13 protein-coding genes are annotated in these 17,866 nt (G+C 68.5%); 8 read left to right on the top strand and 5 right to left on the bottom strand.

All coding sequences use genetic code 11. The annotated features are described in order from the left end of the window. Positions 1–103: 103 nt before the first annotated feature. The 6 genes from OD750_RS27045 (at position 104) to OD750_RS27020 (ending at position 8,229) form a co-directional block, all read left to right on the top strand. Positions 104–1,168, top strand: coding sequence for a sensor histidine kinase (locus tag OD750_RS27045; protein WP_272842204.1), 1,065 nt, complete (start codon positions 104–106; stop codon positions 1,166–1,168). Then, positions 1,169–1,882, top strand: coding sequence for a LytR/AlgR family response regulator transcription factor (locus tag OD750_RS27040; protein WP_263542516.1), 714 nt, complete (start codon positions 1,169–1,171; stop codon positions 1,880–1,882). Between the two features lie 154 nt (positions 1,883–2,036). Further along, the gene (locus tag OD750_RS27035; protein ID WP_263542517.1) at positions 2,037–2,924 is read left to right on the top strand and encodes an ABC transporter ATP-binding protein; all 888 of its coding nucleotides are present in this window, start codon (positions 2,037–2,039) and stop codon (positions 2,922–2,924) included. Next, on the top strand, positions 2,924–4,477 hold the full coding sequence (locus tag OD750_RS27030) for a hypothetical protein (protein ID WP_263542518.1): 1,554 nt from the start codon (positions 2,924–2,926) through the stop codon (positions 4,475–4,477). Before OD750_RS27035 ends, OD750_RS27030 begins: the two co-directional genes overlap by 1 nt. Before the next feature lie 483 nt (positions 4,478–4,960). Next, a complete protein-coding gene (locus OD750_RS27025) occupies positions 4,961–7,462 on the top strand; it encodes a PKD domain-containing protein (protein ID WP_272842202.1) in 2,502 nt (833 codons plus the stop codon). A gap of 56 nt (positions 7,463–7,518) precedes the next feature. Beyond that, positions 7,519–8,229 (top strand): hypothetical protein, encoded by a 711-nt coding sequence (locus tag OD750_RS27020; RefSeq protein ID WP_263542519.1) that lies wholly within the window; start codon positions 7,519–7,521, stop codon positions 8,227–8,229. 22 nt (positions 8,230–8,251) lie between these two features. On the opposite strand, the gene OD750_RS27015 is transcribed toward OD750_RS27020, so the two are convergent. From OD750_RS27015 to OD750_RS26995, 5 genes are all read right to left on the bottom strand, one after another. Beyond that, complete coding sequence (locus OD750_RS27015; RefSeq protein ID WP_263542520.1) at positions 8,252–8,860, bottom strand: class I SAM-dependent DNA methyltransferase; 609 nt, start codon at positions 8,858–8,860, stop codon at positions 8,252–8,254. 87 nt (positions 8,861–8,947) lie between these two features. Beyond that, positions 8,948–9,976 carry an alpha/beta fold hydrolase gene (locus tag OD750_RS27010; protein WP_263542521.1) on the bottom strand — a complete coding sequence of 343 codons (1,029 nt, stop codon included), beginning with the start codon at positions 9,974–9,976 and terminating at the stop codon, positions 8,948–8,950. A gap of 53 nt (positions 9,977–10,029) precedes the next feature. Then, on the bottom strand, positions 10,030–10,452 hold the full coding sequence (locus OD750_RS27005) for an organic hydroperoxide resistance protein (RefSeq protein WP_263542522.1): 423 nt from the start codon (positions 10,450–10,452) through the stop codon (positions 10,030–10,032). A gap of 172 nt (positions 10,453–10,624) precedes the next feature. Beyond that, complete coding sequence (locus tag OD750_RS27000) at positions 10,625–13,834, bottom strand: Lcl domain-containing protein (protein WP_263542523.1); 3,210 nt, start codon at positions 13,832–13,834, stop codon at positions 10,625–10,627. Then, entirely contained in the window at positions 13,831–14,553 is a 723-nt protein-coding gene (locus tag OD750_RS26995; RefSeq protein ID WP_263542524.1) for an Lcl C-terminal domain-containing protein, read from the bottom strand. Before OD750_RS26995 ends, OD750_RS27000 begins: the two co-directional genes overlap by 4 nt. 881 nt (positions 14,554–15,434) lie before the next feature. On the opposite strand from OD750_RS26995, the gene OD750_RS26990 reads away from it, so the two are divergent. Further along, positions 15,435–17,102 carry a cyclic peptide export ABC transporter gene (locus tag OD750_RS26990; protein WP_263542525.1) on the top strand — a complete coding sequence of 556 codons (1,668 nt, stop codon included), beginning with the start codon at positions 15,435–15,437 and terminating at the stop codon, positions 17,100–17,102. 9 nt (positions 17,103–17,111) lie between these two features. Further along, complete coding sequence (locus tag OD750_RS26985; protein ID WP_263542526.1) at positions 17,112–17,861, top strand: thioesterase II family protein; 750 nt, start codon at positions 17,112–17,114, stop codon at positions 17,859–17,861. Positions 17,862–17,866 lie beyond the last annotated feature (5 nt).

Below are 17,866 nucleotides of genomic sequence, written 5' to 3'. Positions count from 1 at the left end.
CTGCGTGTCGACCGCCGCTCACTGCATAACGTGTACGGGCCGATTCGGGCTTGCGGTATCGTGCCGCCATGACCGACCTTCGAACCTCCGCGGGCCGCACCCGTTGGCTCTGGATCGCCGCAGCCTGGGGGCCGGCGCACTGTTCGACGCCAGCCAGACCGTGCTCGTGATGCGCGTGGTCGAGGGCCGACAGCACTCCTGGCTGCCGCTCTTCGCGACCGAGCTGGCGCTGTGGCTGCCGTGGGCACTGGCGACGCCGGTCATCATCGGGTTGGCGCGGCGCTACCCGCTCGTTCGCGACACCAGCGTTCGAGCGGTCGTCGTGCATCTGGCCGCGTTCGCCGTCATCAGCGCGATCGTCGAATCGTGGTCCGCGTCGCTGCAGGTGTCGTTCAATCCCTGGGCGAACAACCGCTGGCCCACGTTCGTGAATACGTGGACGACGTCGCTCGTCTTCCAGTTGTTTACATTTTCCATCGCCTACCTGCTGATACTGACGGTGACGTATCTCGTGGACGCGCGAGACCGCATCGCCCGTCAGATGACGGAAGCGGCGCGTCTGAACGAAGAACTGTCGAAAGCGCAGCTCACCGCGTTGCGCAGGCAGCTCGAACCGCACTTCATGTACAACACGCTCAACACGATCGCCGGCCTCGTGCGCGACGAGCGCAATCAGGCCGCCGTCAACATGATCGTCGGGCTGAGCGAATTCCTGCGCCGCGCGACCGAAGATTCGCACCGGGCGCAGGTGACGCTGGCCGAGGAAGTGGAATACCTGCAGCGCTACCTCGACATCCAGACGCTGCGCTTCGGCGATCGCCTGCGCGTGAACCTCGACATCCCGGACGAACTGCTGCACGCGAAGGTGCCGAACCTGCTGCTGCAGCCGCTCGTCGAGAACGCGATCAAGCACGGGATTTCGAAACGGGTGTCCGGCGGCAAAATCCGGATCGCCGGCACGGCCAGCGGGAATACGCTCCGGCTGAGCGTGTCGAACGACGGTCCGTGCACGCAGGAAGATCTCGATGCGACGCACACGGGCGTCGGTCTCGGTAATCTGCGTACGCGTTTGCGGATCCTGCACGGCGATGCGTCCGACCTCGTGCTGAAACACGCCGGCGCCGACGGCGTGGACGTCGTGGTGACGCTGCCGCTGCAGGTGGCGTGAATGACGCCGCTGCGCGTTCTCGTCGTCGACGACGAGGCCATCGCGCGGCGCAACCTCGTCGTCCTGCTGCGCCGCGCCTCGGATATCGGCGCCATCGTCGAATGCGAGTCCGGTCAGGCCGCCATCGACGAGATGAGACGCACGAAGGCGGACATCCTCTTTCTCGACGTTCAAATGCCGGAATGCGACGGCTTTGACGTGCTCGAGCTGATGGGGCCCGACATGCCGGCGGCCGTCATCTTCGTGACGGCCTACGACGAATACGCGCTGCGCGCGTTCGATGCCGGGGCGCTCGACTATCTGCTCAAGCCGTTCGACAACGCGCGGTTCGAGCGCGCGTTGCAGCGGGCCAAAGCCAGGCTCGCCCTCGAACCGACGCAAGGCCGGCGCCGGATCGACCGGCTCGTCGTCAAGAGCCGGGGCCAGACGCTGTTCGTCAATGCCTCGGATGTGGACTGGATAGAAGCGGCGAATTACTACGCCTGCCTGCATGTCGGCGGCGCGACGCACATCCTGCGCCGCAGCCTTCAGGCGCTCGAGAAAGCGCTCGACGAAAGGACGTTCGTCCGCATCCACCGCTCGATCATCGTCAATGTCGACAAGGTCCGCGGACTCGAGCTGCACGGCAGCGGCGAGTACGAGGTCGTGCTGCATTCCCGGGTCCGACTGCCGTTGAGCCGCCGCTTTCGCCGGCAGTTTCAGGATCGGATGTGAGTCGAGCACTCCCTTCGAGATGCGTCGAACGACGAAGGCGAACGGGGCCGCATGTCTTACGGCCTATGTGATCTGGTGTTATAGGTAACTACACTACCAGCACAAGGGACGGATTCAGCACATTGCCGAGCGCCCTTCTCCAAGGGGGCGTGGCATGTCGCAGTGCGAACTTTTCGTAGAATCCGTGGGTTACCGCTATTCCGGCGGGCATGTCGCGGTGTCGGATCTCAGCCTGAAGCTGGGGCCGGGCATCCTCGGCCTGCTCGGCCCCAACGGTGCCGGCAAGTCCACGCTGATGCGAATACTGGCGACGCTGGCGCGCCCGACGTCGGGCAAGGTCACGTGGAACGGCGCCGATATCGCCGCCGACCCGAACCCGCTGCGTGCCGCGCTGGGCTATCTGCCGCAGGACTTCGGCGTCTATGCGGCGCTCAGCGCACGGGAATTCCTCGCCTTCCTCGCGGCGGTCAAGGGGCTGGCCGGCGCCGCGGCGCGCGAGCGCGTCGACGACTGTCTGAGTCTGGTCGGCCTCAACGACGCGGCGGATCGCCGCCTGGGCGAGTTTTCCGGCGGCATGCGCCAGCGGGTCGGCATCGCACAGGCGCTCCTGAACGACCCTGCACTCCTGATCGTGGACGAACCGACCGTCGGGCTGGATCCGGAAGAGCGCATGCGCTTCCGGCATTTGCTGACCGACCTCGCCGGCCGGCGCCTGGTGATTCTTTCCACCCACATCGTCTCGGACGTGGAGGCCAGCGCAACGGCGCTGGCGGTGATGTCGGGCGGGCGCCTGCGTTTCCACGGCACGCCCGAGCAACTGCTCGCTCAGGCCGATGGCCACGTGTGGGAGTGGACGCTGGCGCCGGAACAGCTGGCGCACGTGCGTCAGCAATTCGTCGTCTGCGCTTCGTTGCGCCGACCGGACGGCATCCGCGTGCGCGTGGTCAGCGCCGAGCCGCCGCACGCCGAAGCGCAGGCGGTTGCGCCCACGCTGGAAGATGCCTATACCCGGCTGCTCGGCACCGGCGCAGAGCGCCACTGATGGCCGCCCTGCAGCGTTTCCTCGCCATCCTGCTGGCCGATCTGCGCGAACGCACGCGCAGCGCGCGCTTCTGGGTGATCCTGGTCGGGATGATCCTGGCCATCAGCCAGTGCTTTCCGCCGGTGGATGCCCATTACCTCATCGTCGCGCTGCAAGGCGGCGAACGCGGCTACTACTCCAGCGCCTGGGTCGGCATGGTCGTGGCCATGCTGTTCAATACCTTGTTCAGCCTGGGCGGGTTCTATCTGGTGCGCGGCACGCTGGTGCGCGACATCGATACCCGCGTCTGGCAACTCCTGGTGGCCACGCCGATGACGCGCGGCGGCTACCTGCTGGCGAAATGGGCCAGCCACATGGTGATCTTCGGCATCATCGTCGCCGTCGGGCTCGGCGTGGCCCTGGTCGCGCAATGGATCCGCGCGGAAGACCGTTCGATCGACGTGCTCGAACTGGTCAAGCCGGTGCTGCTCCTGAACCTGCCGGGGCTGGCGATCACGTCGATGCTCGCGATCTGGTTCGATCTGCTGCCGTGGCTGCGGCGCACGGCGGGCAACGTGCTGTTCTTCATCGTGTGGATCGCCATCACGTCGGTATCCGTGGCGCAGCTCGACAATCCCGACAGCCGCGTCGTTCGCGACGGCTGGGTCAGCGACCCCAACGGCATGATCATGGTCGGGCGCGATTTCCATCGGGTACGCGAGCAACAGACCGGCGCGCCGCAAGCGTTCGGTTATACCGTCGGCCACGCGGGGATCAAAAAGGCGCCGGTGCGATTCGAGTGGAAATCGTGGCCGGTGCGGGCAATGGATGTATTCGGCCGCGGGCTGTGGCTGCTGTTCGCGCTGGCCGGCGTGCTCGCGGCCGCGCCGTGGCTCGACTGGGCCGCGGCGCGCGGCGCCGGGTCCGCCAAGGCCCGATCCCTGGCCGGTGCCAGGCTGCGCTGGCTCGACCGGCTGCTCGATCGTTTCGCCCGCGGCCGGGTCGGCATACTCGCGGTGGCGGAACTGAAATCCGCGCTGCGCAGGCGCCGCGTCTGGTGGTGGCTGGCGGCGCTGGTCGCGTTCGGTCTGCAGGCATTCGGCAATGGCATGGCGATGCAGACCGGCATGCTGCTGGCGTGGGTATTGCCGCTGGATATCCTGGCGCGCAGCGTTCTGCAGGAGAAGGAATACGGCACCGGCGGACTCGTGTTCGCCGCACCCGACATCCTGCGCCGCCTGCTGGCCGCGCGCTTCGCGGTCGGGTTTGCGCTGCTTCTGGTGCTGACCTTGCCCGGCGTGCTGCGCCTCCTCGCGACGGCGCCGATCGCGGCGCTGGCGGCGATCGCGGTCAGCGCCTCGATCGTCAGCTGGGGGCTGTGCCTGGGCGCGCTCTGTCGCCATGCCCGGCCGTTCGAACTGGTGCTGATCGTCGCGGCCTATCTCGGGCTGCAGGGCGTGCCGCTGTTCGATCTGGAAATCCGTCCGCAGCTGACGATGTTCTGGCACGCGCTGGCGTTGCTGCCGGCATGGCTGGCGCTGGCCTGGGCTTGGCCGCGGCTGGCGCGTCATTGAGGGCGAAGCGGCATGCGGCTGCATGCCGCTCCGGTTGCCGATATTCCAATAGTATCTTTATTTACAACACGCCATATTCCACAGTTCGTAAAAGGCAGGCGCACTCCTGAAGGCCCGCCGTCTCATCCGCTGCGACAGCCCTTCGACCTCGTCCGGTCGCCTCCCGTTCGAGCCCTGCCTCGCCGCTCGCAGAGTCTGAGACGCCGCTGCGAGATGCTTCCGGTCGTTGCCGCGGTCTGCCGTGAAACGGCGCCGATCGCGCGCAACCCCGAAGCGAAACGCAACCGTTCGACTGACCTGTCCTTATCCGCAATCAGGAGGTGCTTCGCCCGCGCGACGGATCGGCCCCGCTCGTCGGCGGTCATCCGTTTACCCGCTTCTGGGCCGATTGCGGGCATCGCTCTGCAACATCTGCGACAGCCTCGATCCGTACGTTGCCCTTCCGCAGTTCCGTTCAACAACACACACCAGGTGACAACAACCATGCTCCGAACCACACGAACGTTTCTGACGCCGCTGCTTTCGGCGTTGATTCTGATGCCGACCGTCGCTCAGGTCGCGGTTGCGGCCGATCCGACCGGATCGATGTCCGTCCCCCGCGCCGACCACTCGGCGGCAAGGCTGCCCGACGGCCGCGTCCTCGTCATGGGCGGGTACTCGACCGGCGGTCCGAGCACCGCGAGCGCCGAGTTCTACGACGCCGCCACCGGCGCGTTCGCCGCGGCGCCGCCGCTCGTCGTGTCGCGCGGCGAAGCCGGCGTCGCCACGCTCGGCGACGGGCGCATCCTCATCGTGGGCGGCGTCCGCCAGACCGCGTCGGGCGGCGAGTTCCTGCGCAGCGCCGAAATCTACGATCCGGTCAGCGCGAGCTGGAGCGTCACGCCGGGCTCGCTGACCGGCAACACGGTCACGACCTACCCCACCACCGTCACCTTGCAGGACGGCAAGGTGCTCGTCATCGACGGCACGAACTCGCAGGTGTTCGATCCGGCCACCGGCGTGTTCACCGTCGCCATCGCGATGAACACGACGCGCAGCCGCGGCGCCGCCGCGCTGCTGCCGGACGGCCGCGTGCTGCTGGCGGGCGGCCAGAACAACGCGAACGTCGTCCTGACGACCGCCGACATCTGGGACCCGGCGACGAACACCTGGAGCGCCACCGGCGCGATGGCGACGGCACGCCACTCCGCGACCGCGACGCGCCTGGCCGACGGCCGCATCCTGATCGCCGGCGGCAGCAACGGTTCGAGCAAGCAGGCCGGCGCCGAGGTGTTCGACCCCGCGACGCAAACCTTCTCGTCGACCGGCGCGCTCCTGACGGCGCGCGCGGGACACACGGCCGTCGCGCTGACCGACGGCAGCGTGCTCGTCGCAGGCGGCTACACGAACGCGTCCGTCACGAGCAGCCTGGAACGCTGGTACCCGGCCACCGGCACCTGGGCGGACGCCGGTTCGCTGGCCGCTTCGCGCACGCGCATGTTCACGGCCACTTTGTTGAACAATGGAAACGTGCTGTTTGCCGGCGGCTCGGGGCCGCTCGCGACGGCCGAGATCTACGCGGCCGGCAGCGGCAACGTGCCGCCGGTCGCGAACTTCTCGCACACCGCGTCGAACCTGACCGTGACGTTCGCCGACGCGTCGGCCGACGCCGACGGCACGATCGCCTCGCGCAGCTGGAATTTCGGCGACGGCACGACGTCGACGGCGGCGAGCCCGGTAAAGACCTACGCGGCCGGCGGCACGTACAACGTCACGCTGAGCGTCACGGACAATGCCGGCGCGACGAACGCGATCACGAAATCGCTCACCGTCGGCACGCCGCCGAACGCCGCGCCGACCGCGAACTTCAGCTACGTGACGAACGGGCTCGCGGCCACCTTCACGGACGGATCGAGCGACAGCGACGGCACGATCGTGTCGCGCGCCTGGAACTTCGGCGACGGCACGACGTCGACCGCGACGAATCCGGCCAAGACCTACGCCGCGGCCGGCACGTACACGGTGTCGCTCACGGTCACGGACAACGGCGGCGCGACGCAGACGAAGACGTCGTCGGTGACGGTCGTCTCGAGCGGCTGCGGCGGCACGGTGCTGTGCAACGGCGTTGCCGCGACCGGCCTTGCGGCCGCCGCGGGCGGAACGACCGCGACGTACACGCTCGTCGTTCCCGCGGGCGCGACGAACCTCCAGTTCGTCACCGCGGGCGGCACGGGCGACGCCGACCTCTACGTCAAGTTCGGCTCGGCGCCGACGACGTCGAGCTACGACTGCCGCCCCTACGTCGGCGGCAATGCCGAGACGTGCAACATCGCGACCGCGCAGGCCGGCACGTACTACGTGGTGCTGCGCGCGTACTCGGCGTTCTCCGGCGTTTCGCTGACCGGCAGCTACACGACGGGCGGTTCGAACATCGTTCCCACGGCGAACTTCACGTTCGCGACGAGCGGACTGACGGCGACGTTCGCCGATACCTCCACCGACGTCGACGGCACGATCGCCTCGCGCAGCTGGAACTTCGGCGACGGCACGACCTCGACCGCGACGAATCCGGCGAAGACCTACGTCGCGCCCGGCACGTACACCGTGTCGCTGACCGTGACGGACAACGGCGGCGCGTCGCAGACGAAGACCGCGTCGGTCGCGGTCTACTCGGGCGGCTGCGGCGGCACGATCCTGTGCAACGGCGTCGCCGTGACCGGCCTTTCGGCCGGCTCGGGCCTGACGACGTCGACCTATACGCTCGTCGTTCCGGCGGGCGCGACGAATCTTGCGTTCGTCACGTCCGGCGGCACCGGCGACGCCGACCTCTACGTCAAGTTCGGCTCGGCGCCGACGACGTCGAGCTACGACTGCCGTCCGTACATCGGCGGCAACGCCGAGACGTGCAACATCGCGAACCCGCAGGCCGGCACCTACTACGTCGTGCTGCGCGCGTTCTCGACGTTCTCGGGTGTCTCGCTGCAGGGCAGCTACACCTCGCCGTAAGGTCGGCGAGTCGCGGGGCTGCGAAGCGCGCAACGCGTCGCAGCCCCGCTTTCGTCGTGCCCGATTCGATCGGCGCGCGAACGCCCGACGCCCCCGATGGTTCGCCCCGGCGAACCGGTATCGCCGACCGCATCGAAACTGGTTCTGTTCCATTGTCGTCGCAGCGCGCAGATTCATCGACGCAAGGCCGAGGCCGCAGTGCGAGAGCGAGCGACACGATGAAATTCAGCCACATGTGCACAATGATCGCGATTGCCGCCGCCGTGCCGGTCGGAACGGCCGCGCAGACGCGCGACGGCCAGCGCGATTTCGACTGGGAGATCGGGCGCTGGACGAGCGACGTCCGCGTCCTGCGCAATCCGCTGTCGGGCGAGCCTCCGCAATGGGCCGAGTATCGCGGCGAAAGCCTCGTCAAACCGCTGCTCGACGGCCGCGCCAACTTCGTGGAACTGTCGATCGCGGGATCGGCGGGCAAGATCGAGGGCGGTTCGCTGCGTTTGTACAATCCGCAGACCCGCCAGTGGAGCCTGAACTACGCCAGCCTGCGCAACGGCCTGCTCACCGCGCCGGTGTTCGGCGGCTTCGACGCCGCCGGCAAAGGGACGTTCACCGGCGACGACACGCTAGGCGGAAAGGCCATTCTCGTTCGGTTCGTCATCACGCGCCCGACGAAAACCACGGCACGCTTCGAGCAAGCCTATTCGGGCGATGCGGGCGCGACGTGGGAAACCAACTGGGTGGCGACCGACACCTTGGCGAATCCGTGAAGTCCGGACGGGCGCCGGGTCATTACGGCTTGCGCGCCAGAAACGTCAGCCAGCGCTTGTCCACACCGCCGACGTGCGCGTTCTCCCAGTCGATCGTCAGGCCGGCCGCGTCGAGCCGCGCGGCGAAATCGTCACGGCTCCAGTACGTCATGTGACCGTCGTCGTCGTCGGTCTCGCCCGCGCCTTCGCGCAGGGAGACGAGGAAGGCGCCGCCGTTGCGCAGCGCCGCGGCCACCTTTTGCAGCACGCCGTCCGTGCAGTCGCGATCGATGTGGATCAGCACGCACAGGGCGAGAATGCCGTCGTACGGTCCGCCGAGTTCGTCCGTCAGCAAATCCAGCTTGTACGCCTGCTTTCCGCGCTGCCGCTGGATGTCGAGAAAGGCCTCCGTCACATCGGTCCGCCGAACTTGCGCGCCCAGCGATTCGATGAAATCGGCATCGCGGCCGGCGCCGGAACCGACTTCCAGGATCCGGCCGCCCGACTCGACGGCGGCCATCAGCTGCCGCAGCGCCAGTCGTTCGTTCGGCCACGGCGCGGTGGCGACGATCTCGTCGTAGCGAACGGCATAGTCCTCGTACGCCGCGACGGTCCGGCGGCTGCTCTCCAGCGATTTTTTCGAAATGTTCATTCAGGCTCTCGCTCTGCCAAGGCTGCCCGGCCAAGTATGACCTGTTCGCCCCGATCTGCCCGGCCCGTCGCTCGAGCCCGATCGCCATCAGAATTTGTCGACGTCGATGATCGCCTGCGCGAATTCGCGCGGCGCCTCCTGCGGCAGGTTGTGGCCGATGCCGCCGGTCAGCGTGCGGTGCTCGTACTTGCCCGAAAACTTGGCGCGGTAGGCGGCCGGCTGCGGGTGCGGCGCGCCGTTGGCGTCGCCTTCGAGCGTGATCGCGGGCACGCCGATGACCGGGCTCCGCGCGAGGCGCCGCTCCAGTTCGGCGTACCGCGGCTCGCCTTCGGCCAGGCCCTGACGCCAGCGATAGTTGTGGATCACGATGTCGACGTGATCCGGATTGTCGAACGCCGGTGCGCTGCGGTCGAAGGTCGCGTCGTCGAAGCGCCACTGCGGCGATGCGGTGCCCCAGATGAACTTCGCGAAATCGCGGCGGTACTTCTCGTACCCTGCCCGGCCGCGCTCGGTGGCGAAATAGAACTGGTACCACCAGTCGTGCTCCGCCGCGGGCGGCAGCGGGTTCTTGTTGGCCTCGACGTTGGCGACGAGATAGCCGCTCACCGATACCAGCGCCTTGACGCGTTCGGGCCACAGCGCCGCCACGTTGCACGCCGTGCGCGCGCCCCAGTCGCAGCCGGCAACGATCGCCTGCTGAATTTTCAATGCATCCATCAACGAAAGGATATCGGCGGCCAGTGCCGCCTGCTGTCCGTTGCGCGGCGTGTCGGCGGACAGGAAGCGCGTCTGCCCGTAGCCGCGCAGCGAAGGCACGATCACGCGATAGCCGGCCGCCGCGAGAATCGGCGCGACGTCGACGTAGGTGTGGATGTCGTACGGCCAGCCGTGCAGAAGGATGACGGCGGGACCGTCCGCGGGCCCCGCTTCCGCGTAGCTCGTCGAGAGCACGCCGGCCTCGATCCGCCGCAAAGCGCCGAACGATGCGAGCGGGCCCGCGGCGGATGCGGCAGCCTGCGCCGGCGTCGACATCGAAAGGCCCAGTTGCGTGGCGGCAAGCGTCATGGCGGTCATTCCCAGAAAGCGGCGGCGGTCTTGCCGGATATCGTCGGACATGAAGGTTCTCCCGCACGCGGCTTGCCGTGGGCCGGCAAGCCGCGCGTCGTGGTTCAGAGGATATTGATGGCGATGTCGATGTTGCCCGTCAGCGCCTTGGAGTACGGACAGGTCTGATGCGCGGTGTCGGCCAGCGTCCGCGCGACGTCGCGCTCGAGGCCCGGCAGGCTGACGTTGAGGCGCGCCTGCAGGAAGTAGGCGTCGCCGCGCTGGATCAGGTCGACTTCCGCGTCCACCGCGACGTCGTTCGGAATGCGCACTTTCAGCTTGCCGGCGGCCAGGCGCATCGCGCCGATGAAGCAGGCCGACCAGCCCGCCGCGAGCAGCTGCTCCGGGTTGGTGCCGGTACCCGTGCCGGGCGTGGAAAGCTTGATGTCGAGGCGCCCGTCGTCGCTGCGCGACGTGCCGCCGTCGCGGCCGCCGGTCGTGTGGTTGCGGGCGGTGTAGAGAACCTTGGTTTCGGTATTGGCGTTCATGCGTTGTCTCCTGGGTGGATGGATCGTGGGGTGGTGCGTCTTGCGTGGCGGCATTTGAGCGCCCGCACGTATCCCCGATGCATCGGCCGACCCGGCGATTTGTATGCGCGCGCGTCTTCGCGACGGGCGGATACATTGCGATACACGGTCGCCGCCGGCCGGCGGCGGCGGGTCACGGCATCTCGAACCCGTCCCGGAAAATCACCAGCGTGTCGACGTCGGTAGCGGTCGCGGCGCCGGTCGCGCCGACCTGTATCGTCGCCGTCGTTTCGGGCGTGTCCGAACGCAGCGGCGCGCTGACGAGAAAGGTCAGACTGCTGTCGGGCGGCAGGCGGACGGTGTCCGCGAGCGGACCGGTGCCGGACGGCGCGCAGACGGTGCCGATGATCCGGTCGTCGCAGATCCACGTCGCGGCGGCGGCATCGAACGCGGGCGACAGCGTCGCGGCGACGGCGACCCCGTCGGCGGCGCCGCCGGTGTTGGTCAGCAGGACGACGTATTCCGCCACGCCGCCGTACGACGCGTAGTCGCTGCCGTCGCCGACGGCCATCACGATCCGCGGCGGGCGCAGGCAGGCGACGCGCACGTCCGAGATGTTCGTGCCTCCCACCGTGCCCGTGGCGCCCGCGACGACCGTGCACGACTGGCCTTGCGGCTGATGCGCGACCGATACGGCGTACGCGGTACCGCTCGCGACCGGCGCCGCGAACGCGAAGCCCGACTGGCCAGGCGTGACGCTCGCGTTCTGTTCGCCGCCGGCGTCGAGTCGCAACGCGAGATTCGAGCCGGTGTTGGCGAAGCCGGCGACGGTACCGCCGATCGTGTACGCGTTCGTCGCGCAACGAACCGCGACATCGGCGACGTCCGCGCCATCGAGCGTTCCGCTCGCGGTGGCCGCATCGACCGTGCAGGTCTGCCACGGCGAGACCGGCTGCGCGGTCACCGCGACCGTCCACGCGCTGAGATCGGGCAGCGGCGCGAAGACGAACGCCGGAGCCGCGGCCGACACGGCTTGCGCGTCGCCGCCGTTCAATCGCACTTCGAGGCCGCTGCCGGCGAGGCCTTCGGCGCTGCCGCCGACGGTGTGCGTATCGATCGCGAACGCGACCGTGCAGGTCTTGTCGGCGTTCATCGCGACCGTGCCGTCGGCGGCGCAGTCGCCGCCCCAGGTGGCCAGGTGATAGTGCGGGTCCGGCAAGGCGGTCAGCGCCGCGAGCACCGGCACGCCCTCGCCTTCGGCGGCATATTCGCCCGAACAGTCGCCCCCGCCGTTCCTGCAGCCGGCGACGGTGCCGTTCGTGCTCGCCGCCGCGCCGTTCGGCGTGATCACGCTCACCGAAAGCGTATGCAGGCCCACTTCCGTCGCGCCGGCGTCGCAGTGCGCGCCTTGCGGACGAACGCGGCCGCGCTGGTCGACGCCGTTCGTGTTCGATGCGTCGGCGCAGGCGTCGTCGCGGCCGAAGCCGATCGCGACGCTGTCCGGTGCGGGCAGCGCCGTCGGCGTCGGACCGCCGTTGTTCCGCAACGGCCCCAGATCGATCGCGGCGCCGGACGCCGAACCGTTGACGGCGAGAAACCCGCAGCTGCCGTCGTCGTCCAGATTGCCGCCGAGATCCGCCGCAGCGCCCGCACACGCGGAGCCGCCGGACGTTCCGCCGACGATCGTGTTGACGAGGGACGCATCGCCGCTGCCGCCGGCGTTGCGCAAGCCGCCGCCCGAGGCCGCGGCGTTTTCCCACACGGTACTATTGGAAAGTTGGACGGTTCCAGCGTTGTAGATTCCGCCGCCCGAACCGTCCGCGGCGCCGACCGCGTTGCCCGACACGGTGCTGTTGACGAGCCGCAGCGCGCCCCGGCTGTAGATGCCGGCGCCGGCGTATTCGGCGACGTTGCCGGACACCGTGACGCCGGAAAGCGTCAGATCGCCGTCGTTGTGGATACCGCCGCCGCAGCGGCGGCCGGTCGCGCAGGCCTGGCTCGCGTTGCCGTTTCGGATCGTGAGTCGTTCGATCCGCGCCGTCACGCCGGCGTCGATCTTGAACGCCGTCACGCTGCCGCCGCCGTCGATCGTCACGGCATGTTGGCCGGCATCGAGACCGACGCTGCGGTCCAGTACGAGCGGCGCGCCCGCCAGCGCAATCGTGCCGTCGACGGCGAAGCCGATCGCTTCCCCCGCCTGCGCGGCGGCGATCGCATCGCGCAGGCGGCACGTGCCGGCATGTCCCGCCGCGCAGTTCAGCGGCGCGGCGGGCACGCCGTCGGCGAGCGAATCGACGATCGGCGATGCCGTGAAATACGTGAACCCGCCGGCCGCGCTCGTCGCGCTCGTACCGCCCGACGTGGTCACGGTCACGTCGACCGTGCCGTCGGCGTGCGCGGGCGTCGTCGCGGTGATCTGCGTCGCGCTCGCGACGGTCACGTTCGCCGCCGCGCTCGCCCCGAATCGCACCGTCGCGCCGCTCGCAAAGCCCGTGCCGGCGATGACGACGCTCGTGCCGCCCGCCGACGTGCCGACGTCCGGCGAAACGCCGGTCACCGTCGGCGCCGCGACATACGTGTACCGGCTCGGCGCACTCGCCTCGCTCGTGCCGTTCGCGTTCGTCACGCGGACGTCGACCGTGCCCGCCGCGTGCGCGGGCGGAACGGCCGTGAGGGTCGTGTCGTTGGCGACGGTGAACGTCGTCGCATCCGTCGCGCCGAACGTCACTTTCGTCGCGCCGGCGAACAGCAGGCCCGTCAGCGTGACGGTGCCGCCGGGGCCGCCCGCGGTCGTGCCGCCCGCACTCGGGCCGCTGTCGGGCGACACCGCCGTTACGCGTGGCGCGTTGGACGCGAACGCGTCGAGCCCCTGCCCGCCGCGCACGAGCCGGATGCCGTAGCCGACGCCCTTGCCCACGCTGTTGATCTGACCGTTGAGGAAGTAGACGGCCCGGGCGGTCAGCACATTCGCGACGGACGAGGTCGACGACCAGTAGAAGTCCGTTCCGCTGCCGGGAAAGAACGCCGTGTTGATCGCCGGCTCGTAGCAGAACATGTCGGTCAGGCTGTGCAGCTCGATCATGTTCGGCACGCGCCAGTCGGCGTAGCCGGCATGGGACGACGCGAGCGCCGCGGCGAGCCCGCCGGCCCAGCTCATCTTCGTAATCGCGCCCTGGTCGCACACTGCGCCCGTCGCGGCGTTCGAACTCGTCACGCCCTCGGGGCACTGCTTCCACATCAGACCGGTGGCGTTGTCGACGACCACCGTGTCGTTCGGATGACCGGCCGCGTCGGGCGTGCTCGCCGTGTAGTTCGTGAGCGACGGACAGGCCGCGCGCAGCGGGTCGGCCGGTGCCAGCAGCGCGACGAGGACGAGGGCGAGAACGAAGGGACGCCCGTTCACTGCCCGCCCCGCACGACCCGAACCGCGAGCGCGTTGCCGCGATTGGAGCCGATGAAGCCGTCGCTGAAACGGACGTACCAGGCAAACGTCGCGTCGGCGGCGTGCGTCATGCCGCTCCAGTAGAGGCCGTTCGTCGTATTCGGGAAATACGTGCCGTCGATGGCGGGATTGACCGCGTCGGCGTCGATCAGCGACAGCAGTTCGTCCACCGTCGGCAGGCGCCAGTCGGTGTAGCCGCACAGGGCCAGGCCGTTGACCGTGCCGGGATACGTGCCGGCGTTCGCCCACGGGTAGGTCTTGTTGCGATCGCGCACGCCGCCGTCGGCGGTTTTGACTTCCCAGACCAGGCCCGTGACGTTGTCCCGGGTGCAGGCCCAGTCCTCGGCGCCGTTGCCGAGGGCCGCCGCGGCGGCGAGCGACGTACCGTCGTTGGCGACCTTGGTGTAGTCGCGTCCTTCGGTGCCCGAGGCGCCGACCTTGGCCATCCGGCCCATCGCATCGGCCGCGGCGAGGCCGCGCGTGCAGTCCTGCCGTTCGTACCGCGGGTCGGGAAGCGCCCCGTTCGGGCTGGCGACGCCGACCGTGCCCGTCTGCGCGCTGGCGCTGAAGCAATTGACCTGGCCGGTGTCGTTGAGCCTGCCGGCGCAGGCCGGCAGCGGGATCGCACAAGCCAGCAGAATCGCGCCGCAAAGGGCCGCGGGCAAGCCGATCACGTTCATGACGCGCTCCGGGGGCATCGTTCGAGCTAAGCGCGGATTGGCGGCAAAGCTATCGGCCGCCCCCGGGCGCCGGCCGGCGGTTCCGACCGCTTCGGCGCGCCGCCGACGTTGCCGTCGTTGCGCGAATGAGAAAACGGTGACGGCAAATCGCCCGCGCCTGCGTCAGGTAACCGACGGGAACGCGCCGCACGGCAAGTTCGCGGTCCGATGTTGTTCCCGAGTGCCTTTTTGCGTTGTTGTGGATTCGATGGGGCTCGCGAGGCTCCGCGTCCGCGGTCGGGCGCGGATCTGTGCGCGTTCGCGTCGCACGTTCGCACCGGACTTTGAATCGGATAACAAAATTTAAACGTGGGCGCTTCGAACGCGACGACACGCGTTCGCCGCAGTCGCGACGCCGGCGCTGAGAGGTATTCGCTCGTGTGGTCACCTAATGTCGGGGGCTGCGACGGGGTCGATCGCGCGAACCGCGCAGTCGCCGATTTTGAGACGACGCCTGCGCACGATCGCGCTGCGGTTCGGCGCGGCGTCGACCGGTCCGCCTGGAGGCGGAAATCGATACAACCGGAATACGTAGCGATTTCGCGAAGTATCCGGTGGCCCGCCGCGAACTATCGGCCGCATGTTCGGTCTGTCGTTCCGGCAACGTTTCCAACGCGTGCCGCGGAAAGAAGGCGGTCGCATCGGCCGATGCGACGGTTGCAACTCGCGGCAGATGCGCAACGAAAGTCAATGGTATTCGCTGGAAAAAGTACCCGTTTTCACCGTTAGCCTTTCACACTTCCGAGCCGGCGGTCGTTACCGGATTGACGCGGCCCCGCGAGGCGCCGCGCGACACGGACCTGTCGTTCGATCCCTTTCGCCACTTCAAAGTAACGCCGCGCATGAATATCGTTTCCTATCTCGTTCGTGAGTCGTGGAAGCTGGTGCTGTTCGCCGTCGTGGCGGGCGTCGCGAGCGGCCTTGCCGGCGCGAGCCTCGCCAAGGTCATCAGCGACGCGATCCTCGGCGAAGGGCGCGCCTCCCACGCATGGCTGTTCTTCGGCCTGTGCCTGGCCTATCTCGCGGCGAAATCGATCTCGGAACTGTCGCTGATGCACCTCGTGCAGTCGGCGATCCTGCGGCTGCGCGTGGAGCTCAGCCGCAAGCTGCTGGCGACGCCGCTCAAGAAGCAGCAGGCGATCGGCAAGGCCGAGCTGATGGCGATCATGACGAACGACATCAGCGCTTTCGTGCAGGCGTTCCAGGCGCTGCCCGCGGCGCTCGGCAACGGCGTGATCCTCCTGACCTGCTTCGCCTACATGGCATGGCTGTCGTGGCCGTTGTTCCTCCTGTTCGCCGGCATCATCACGGCGTCGCTGTTCGGGTATCTGCGCGCCGAGCGCTACCCGCTGCGCCAGATGGTGAAACTGCGCGCGAAGCTCGACAACCTGTACGTGCATTTCACCGGCCTGATCGAAGGCAGCAAGGAGCTGCAGCTCAACGCCGATCGCGGGCGCGTCTTCGTCGACGACGTCATCGCGCCGGACGCGCGCGACTTCCGCCGCTTCTTTCTCGGCACGATGACGACGTACACGTGGATTTCCAACGTCGGGCTGGTGCTGTTCTACGCGATCATCGGCGTCCTGCTGTTCGTCATTCCGGCGCTGCTGCCGCAGCGCGCGAACGTGCTGACGACGTTCACGCTGATCCTGCTGTTTCTCGTGCGGCCGATCAGCGACCTCGTGTTCTGCCTGCCGGTGCTGCGCCAGGCGAACGTGTCGCTCGACAAGATCCGGCAGCTCGAAGACGCGCTGGCGACGCCGACCGAGGCCGCGGCCGGACCGGACCCGTTCGCGAGCGCGTCGCCGCTGCAACTCGAACTGCGCGGCGTCTGCCACCACTACCCGGGCCTGACCGAAGACGCGCCCTTCATGCTCGGACCGATGGACCTGACCGTCCGCCAGGGCGAAATCCTGTTCATCGCCGGCGGCAACGGCAGCGGCAAGACGACGCTCGCGATGATCCTTCTCGGTTTCTACGAACCCGAGAGCGGCGCGATCCGGCTCAACGGCGTGCCGGTGACGGCCGAAAACCTCGACGCCTACCGCCGGTATTTCTCCGCGGTGTACGCCGACTTCCACCTGTTCGAGCAGCTGCTCGGCACCGACCGCGAAGCGGTGGAACAGCGCGCCACGCACTACATCCGCAAGCTCGAGATGGCGCACAAGGTCACCGTCGACAACGGAAAATTTTCCACTGTCAACTTGTCCACCGGACAGCGCAAGCGCCTGGCCCTGGTGTCGGCGTACCTCGAAGACCGGCAGATCTGCGTGTTCGACGAATGGGCGTCCGACCAGGACCCCGCGTTCAAGCGCGTGTTCTACACCGAACTGCTGCCGGACCTCGCGCAGCGCGGCAAGACCGTCGTCGTCATCACCCACGACGATGCGTACTTCCACTGCGCCGATCGCGTGATCCGGCTCGAAGACGGCCACCTGCGGCCGGCCGCGCCGCACGCGGCGGCGGATACGGGCGCGGTCGAACCGCGCGTCGTCGCCGAAACCGTCTGAGGCCGCGCGATGCACACGTCACCCTGGCTCGTGCGCGATCCGAAGAACGCGAAGCGGCGCCTGCGCCTGTACTGCTTCTGCTACGCCGGCGGCAGCGCGAGCGTGTATGCGCCGTGGCAGGCGCGGCTCGACCCCGCGATCGAAGTGTGCGCGGTGCAGCTGCCCGGCCGCGGCACCCGCATGGCCGAGCGGCCGTTCACGTCGCTGCCCGAACTGATCAGGGCGCTGGCGCCGGTCATCGGCCGCCAGGACGGCCTGCCGTTCGCGTTCTTCGGCCACAGCCTCGGCGGCCTGATCGCGTTCGAACTCGCGCGCTATCAGAAGCTGCATTACATGCGGATGCCCGAACACCTGTTCGTCTCCGGCTGCGACGCGCCGCAGTTCCGCGCACCGTCGCGGCGCCTGCACGCGCTGCCCGATCCCGAACTGATCGACGTGCTGAAGGACTTCAACGGCACGCCGCCCGACGTCCTGGCGCATCGCGAACTGATGGACCTCCTGCTGCCGACGATCCGCGCCGACTTCGCGCTGGTCGACGACTACGTGTACCGGCCGGGCCTGCCACTGACGATGCCGATCACCGTGCTGGCCGGCCGGCGCGAAAACCGCACCGCCGAACAGGTGGAAGGCTGGCGCCGGGAAACCCTTTCCGATTGCCACGTGCATTGGTTCGACGGCGATCACTTTTTCATCCTGCCCGAGCAGCAGGCCGTGCTCGACTGCATCGGCGCCGGCCTCGTCGAGCGCGAGTGCGCCTGACGAAC

It is taken from the genome of Tahibacter soli (assembly GCF_025717065.2).
Taxonomy (GTDB): domain Bacteria; phylum Pseudomonadota; class Gammaproteobacteria; order Xanthomonadales; family Rhodanobacteraceae; genus Tahibacter; species Tahibacter soli.
The sequence above is the reverse complement of the archived record's forward strand: the minus strand, read 5'-3'. Positions and strand labels throughout refer to the sequence as shown.

Excerpts from the sequence above, each read along its gene's own strand:
- OD750_RS27010 (WP_263542521.1), bottom strand. The coding sequence starts at position 9,976 with ATGTCCGACGATATCCGGCAAGACCGCCGCCGCTTTCTGGGAATGACC.
- OD750_RS26995 (WP_263542524.1), bottom strand. The coding sequence starts at position 14,553 with ATGAACGTGATCGGCTTGCCCGCGGCCCTTTGCGGCGCGATTCTGCTG.
- OD750_RS26985 (WP_263542526.1), top strand. The coding sequence starts at position 17,112 with ATGCACACGTCACCCTGGCTCGTGCGCGATCCGAAGAACGCGAAGCGG.
- OD750_RS27030 (WP_263542518.1), top strand. The coding sequence starts at position 2,924 with ATGGCCGCCCTGCAGCGTTTCCTCGCCATCCTGCTGGCCGATCTGCGC.
- OD750_RS27040 (WP_263542516.1), top strand. The coding sequence starts at position 1,169 with ATGACGCCGCTGCGCGTTCTCGTCGTCGACGACGAGGCCATCGCGCGG.
- OD750_RS27015 (WP_263542520.1), bottom strand. The coding sequence starts at position 8,860 with ATGAACATTTCGAAAAAATCGCTGGAGAGCAGCCGCCGGACCGTCGCG.
- OD750_RS26990 (WP_263542525.1), top strand. The coding sequence starts at position 15,435 with ATGAATATCGTTTCCTATCTCGTTCGTGAGTCGTGGAAGCTGGTGCTG.
- OD750_RS27025 (WP_272842202.1), top strand. The coding sequence starts at position 4,961 with ATGCTCCGAACCACACGAACGTTTCTGACGCCGCTGCTTTCGGCGTTG.
- OD750_RS27035 (WP_263542517.1), top strand. The coding sequence starts at position 2,037 with ATGTCGCAGTGCGAACTTTTCGTAGAATCCGTGGGTTACCGCTATTCC.
- OD750_RS27005 (WP_263542522.1), bottom strand. The coding sequence starts at position 10,452 with ATGAACGCCAATACCGAAACCAAGGTTCTCTACACCGCCCGCAACCAC.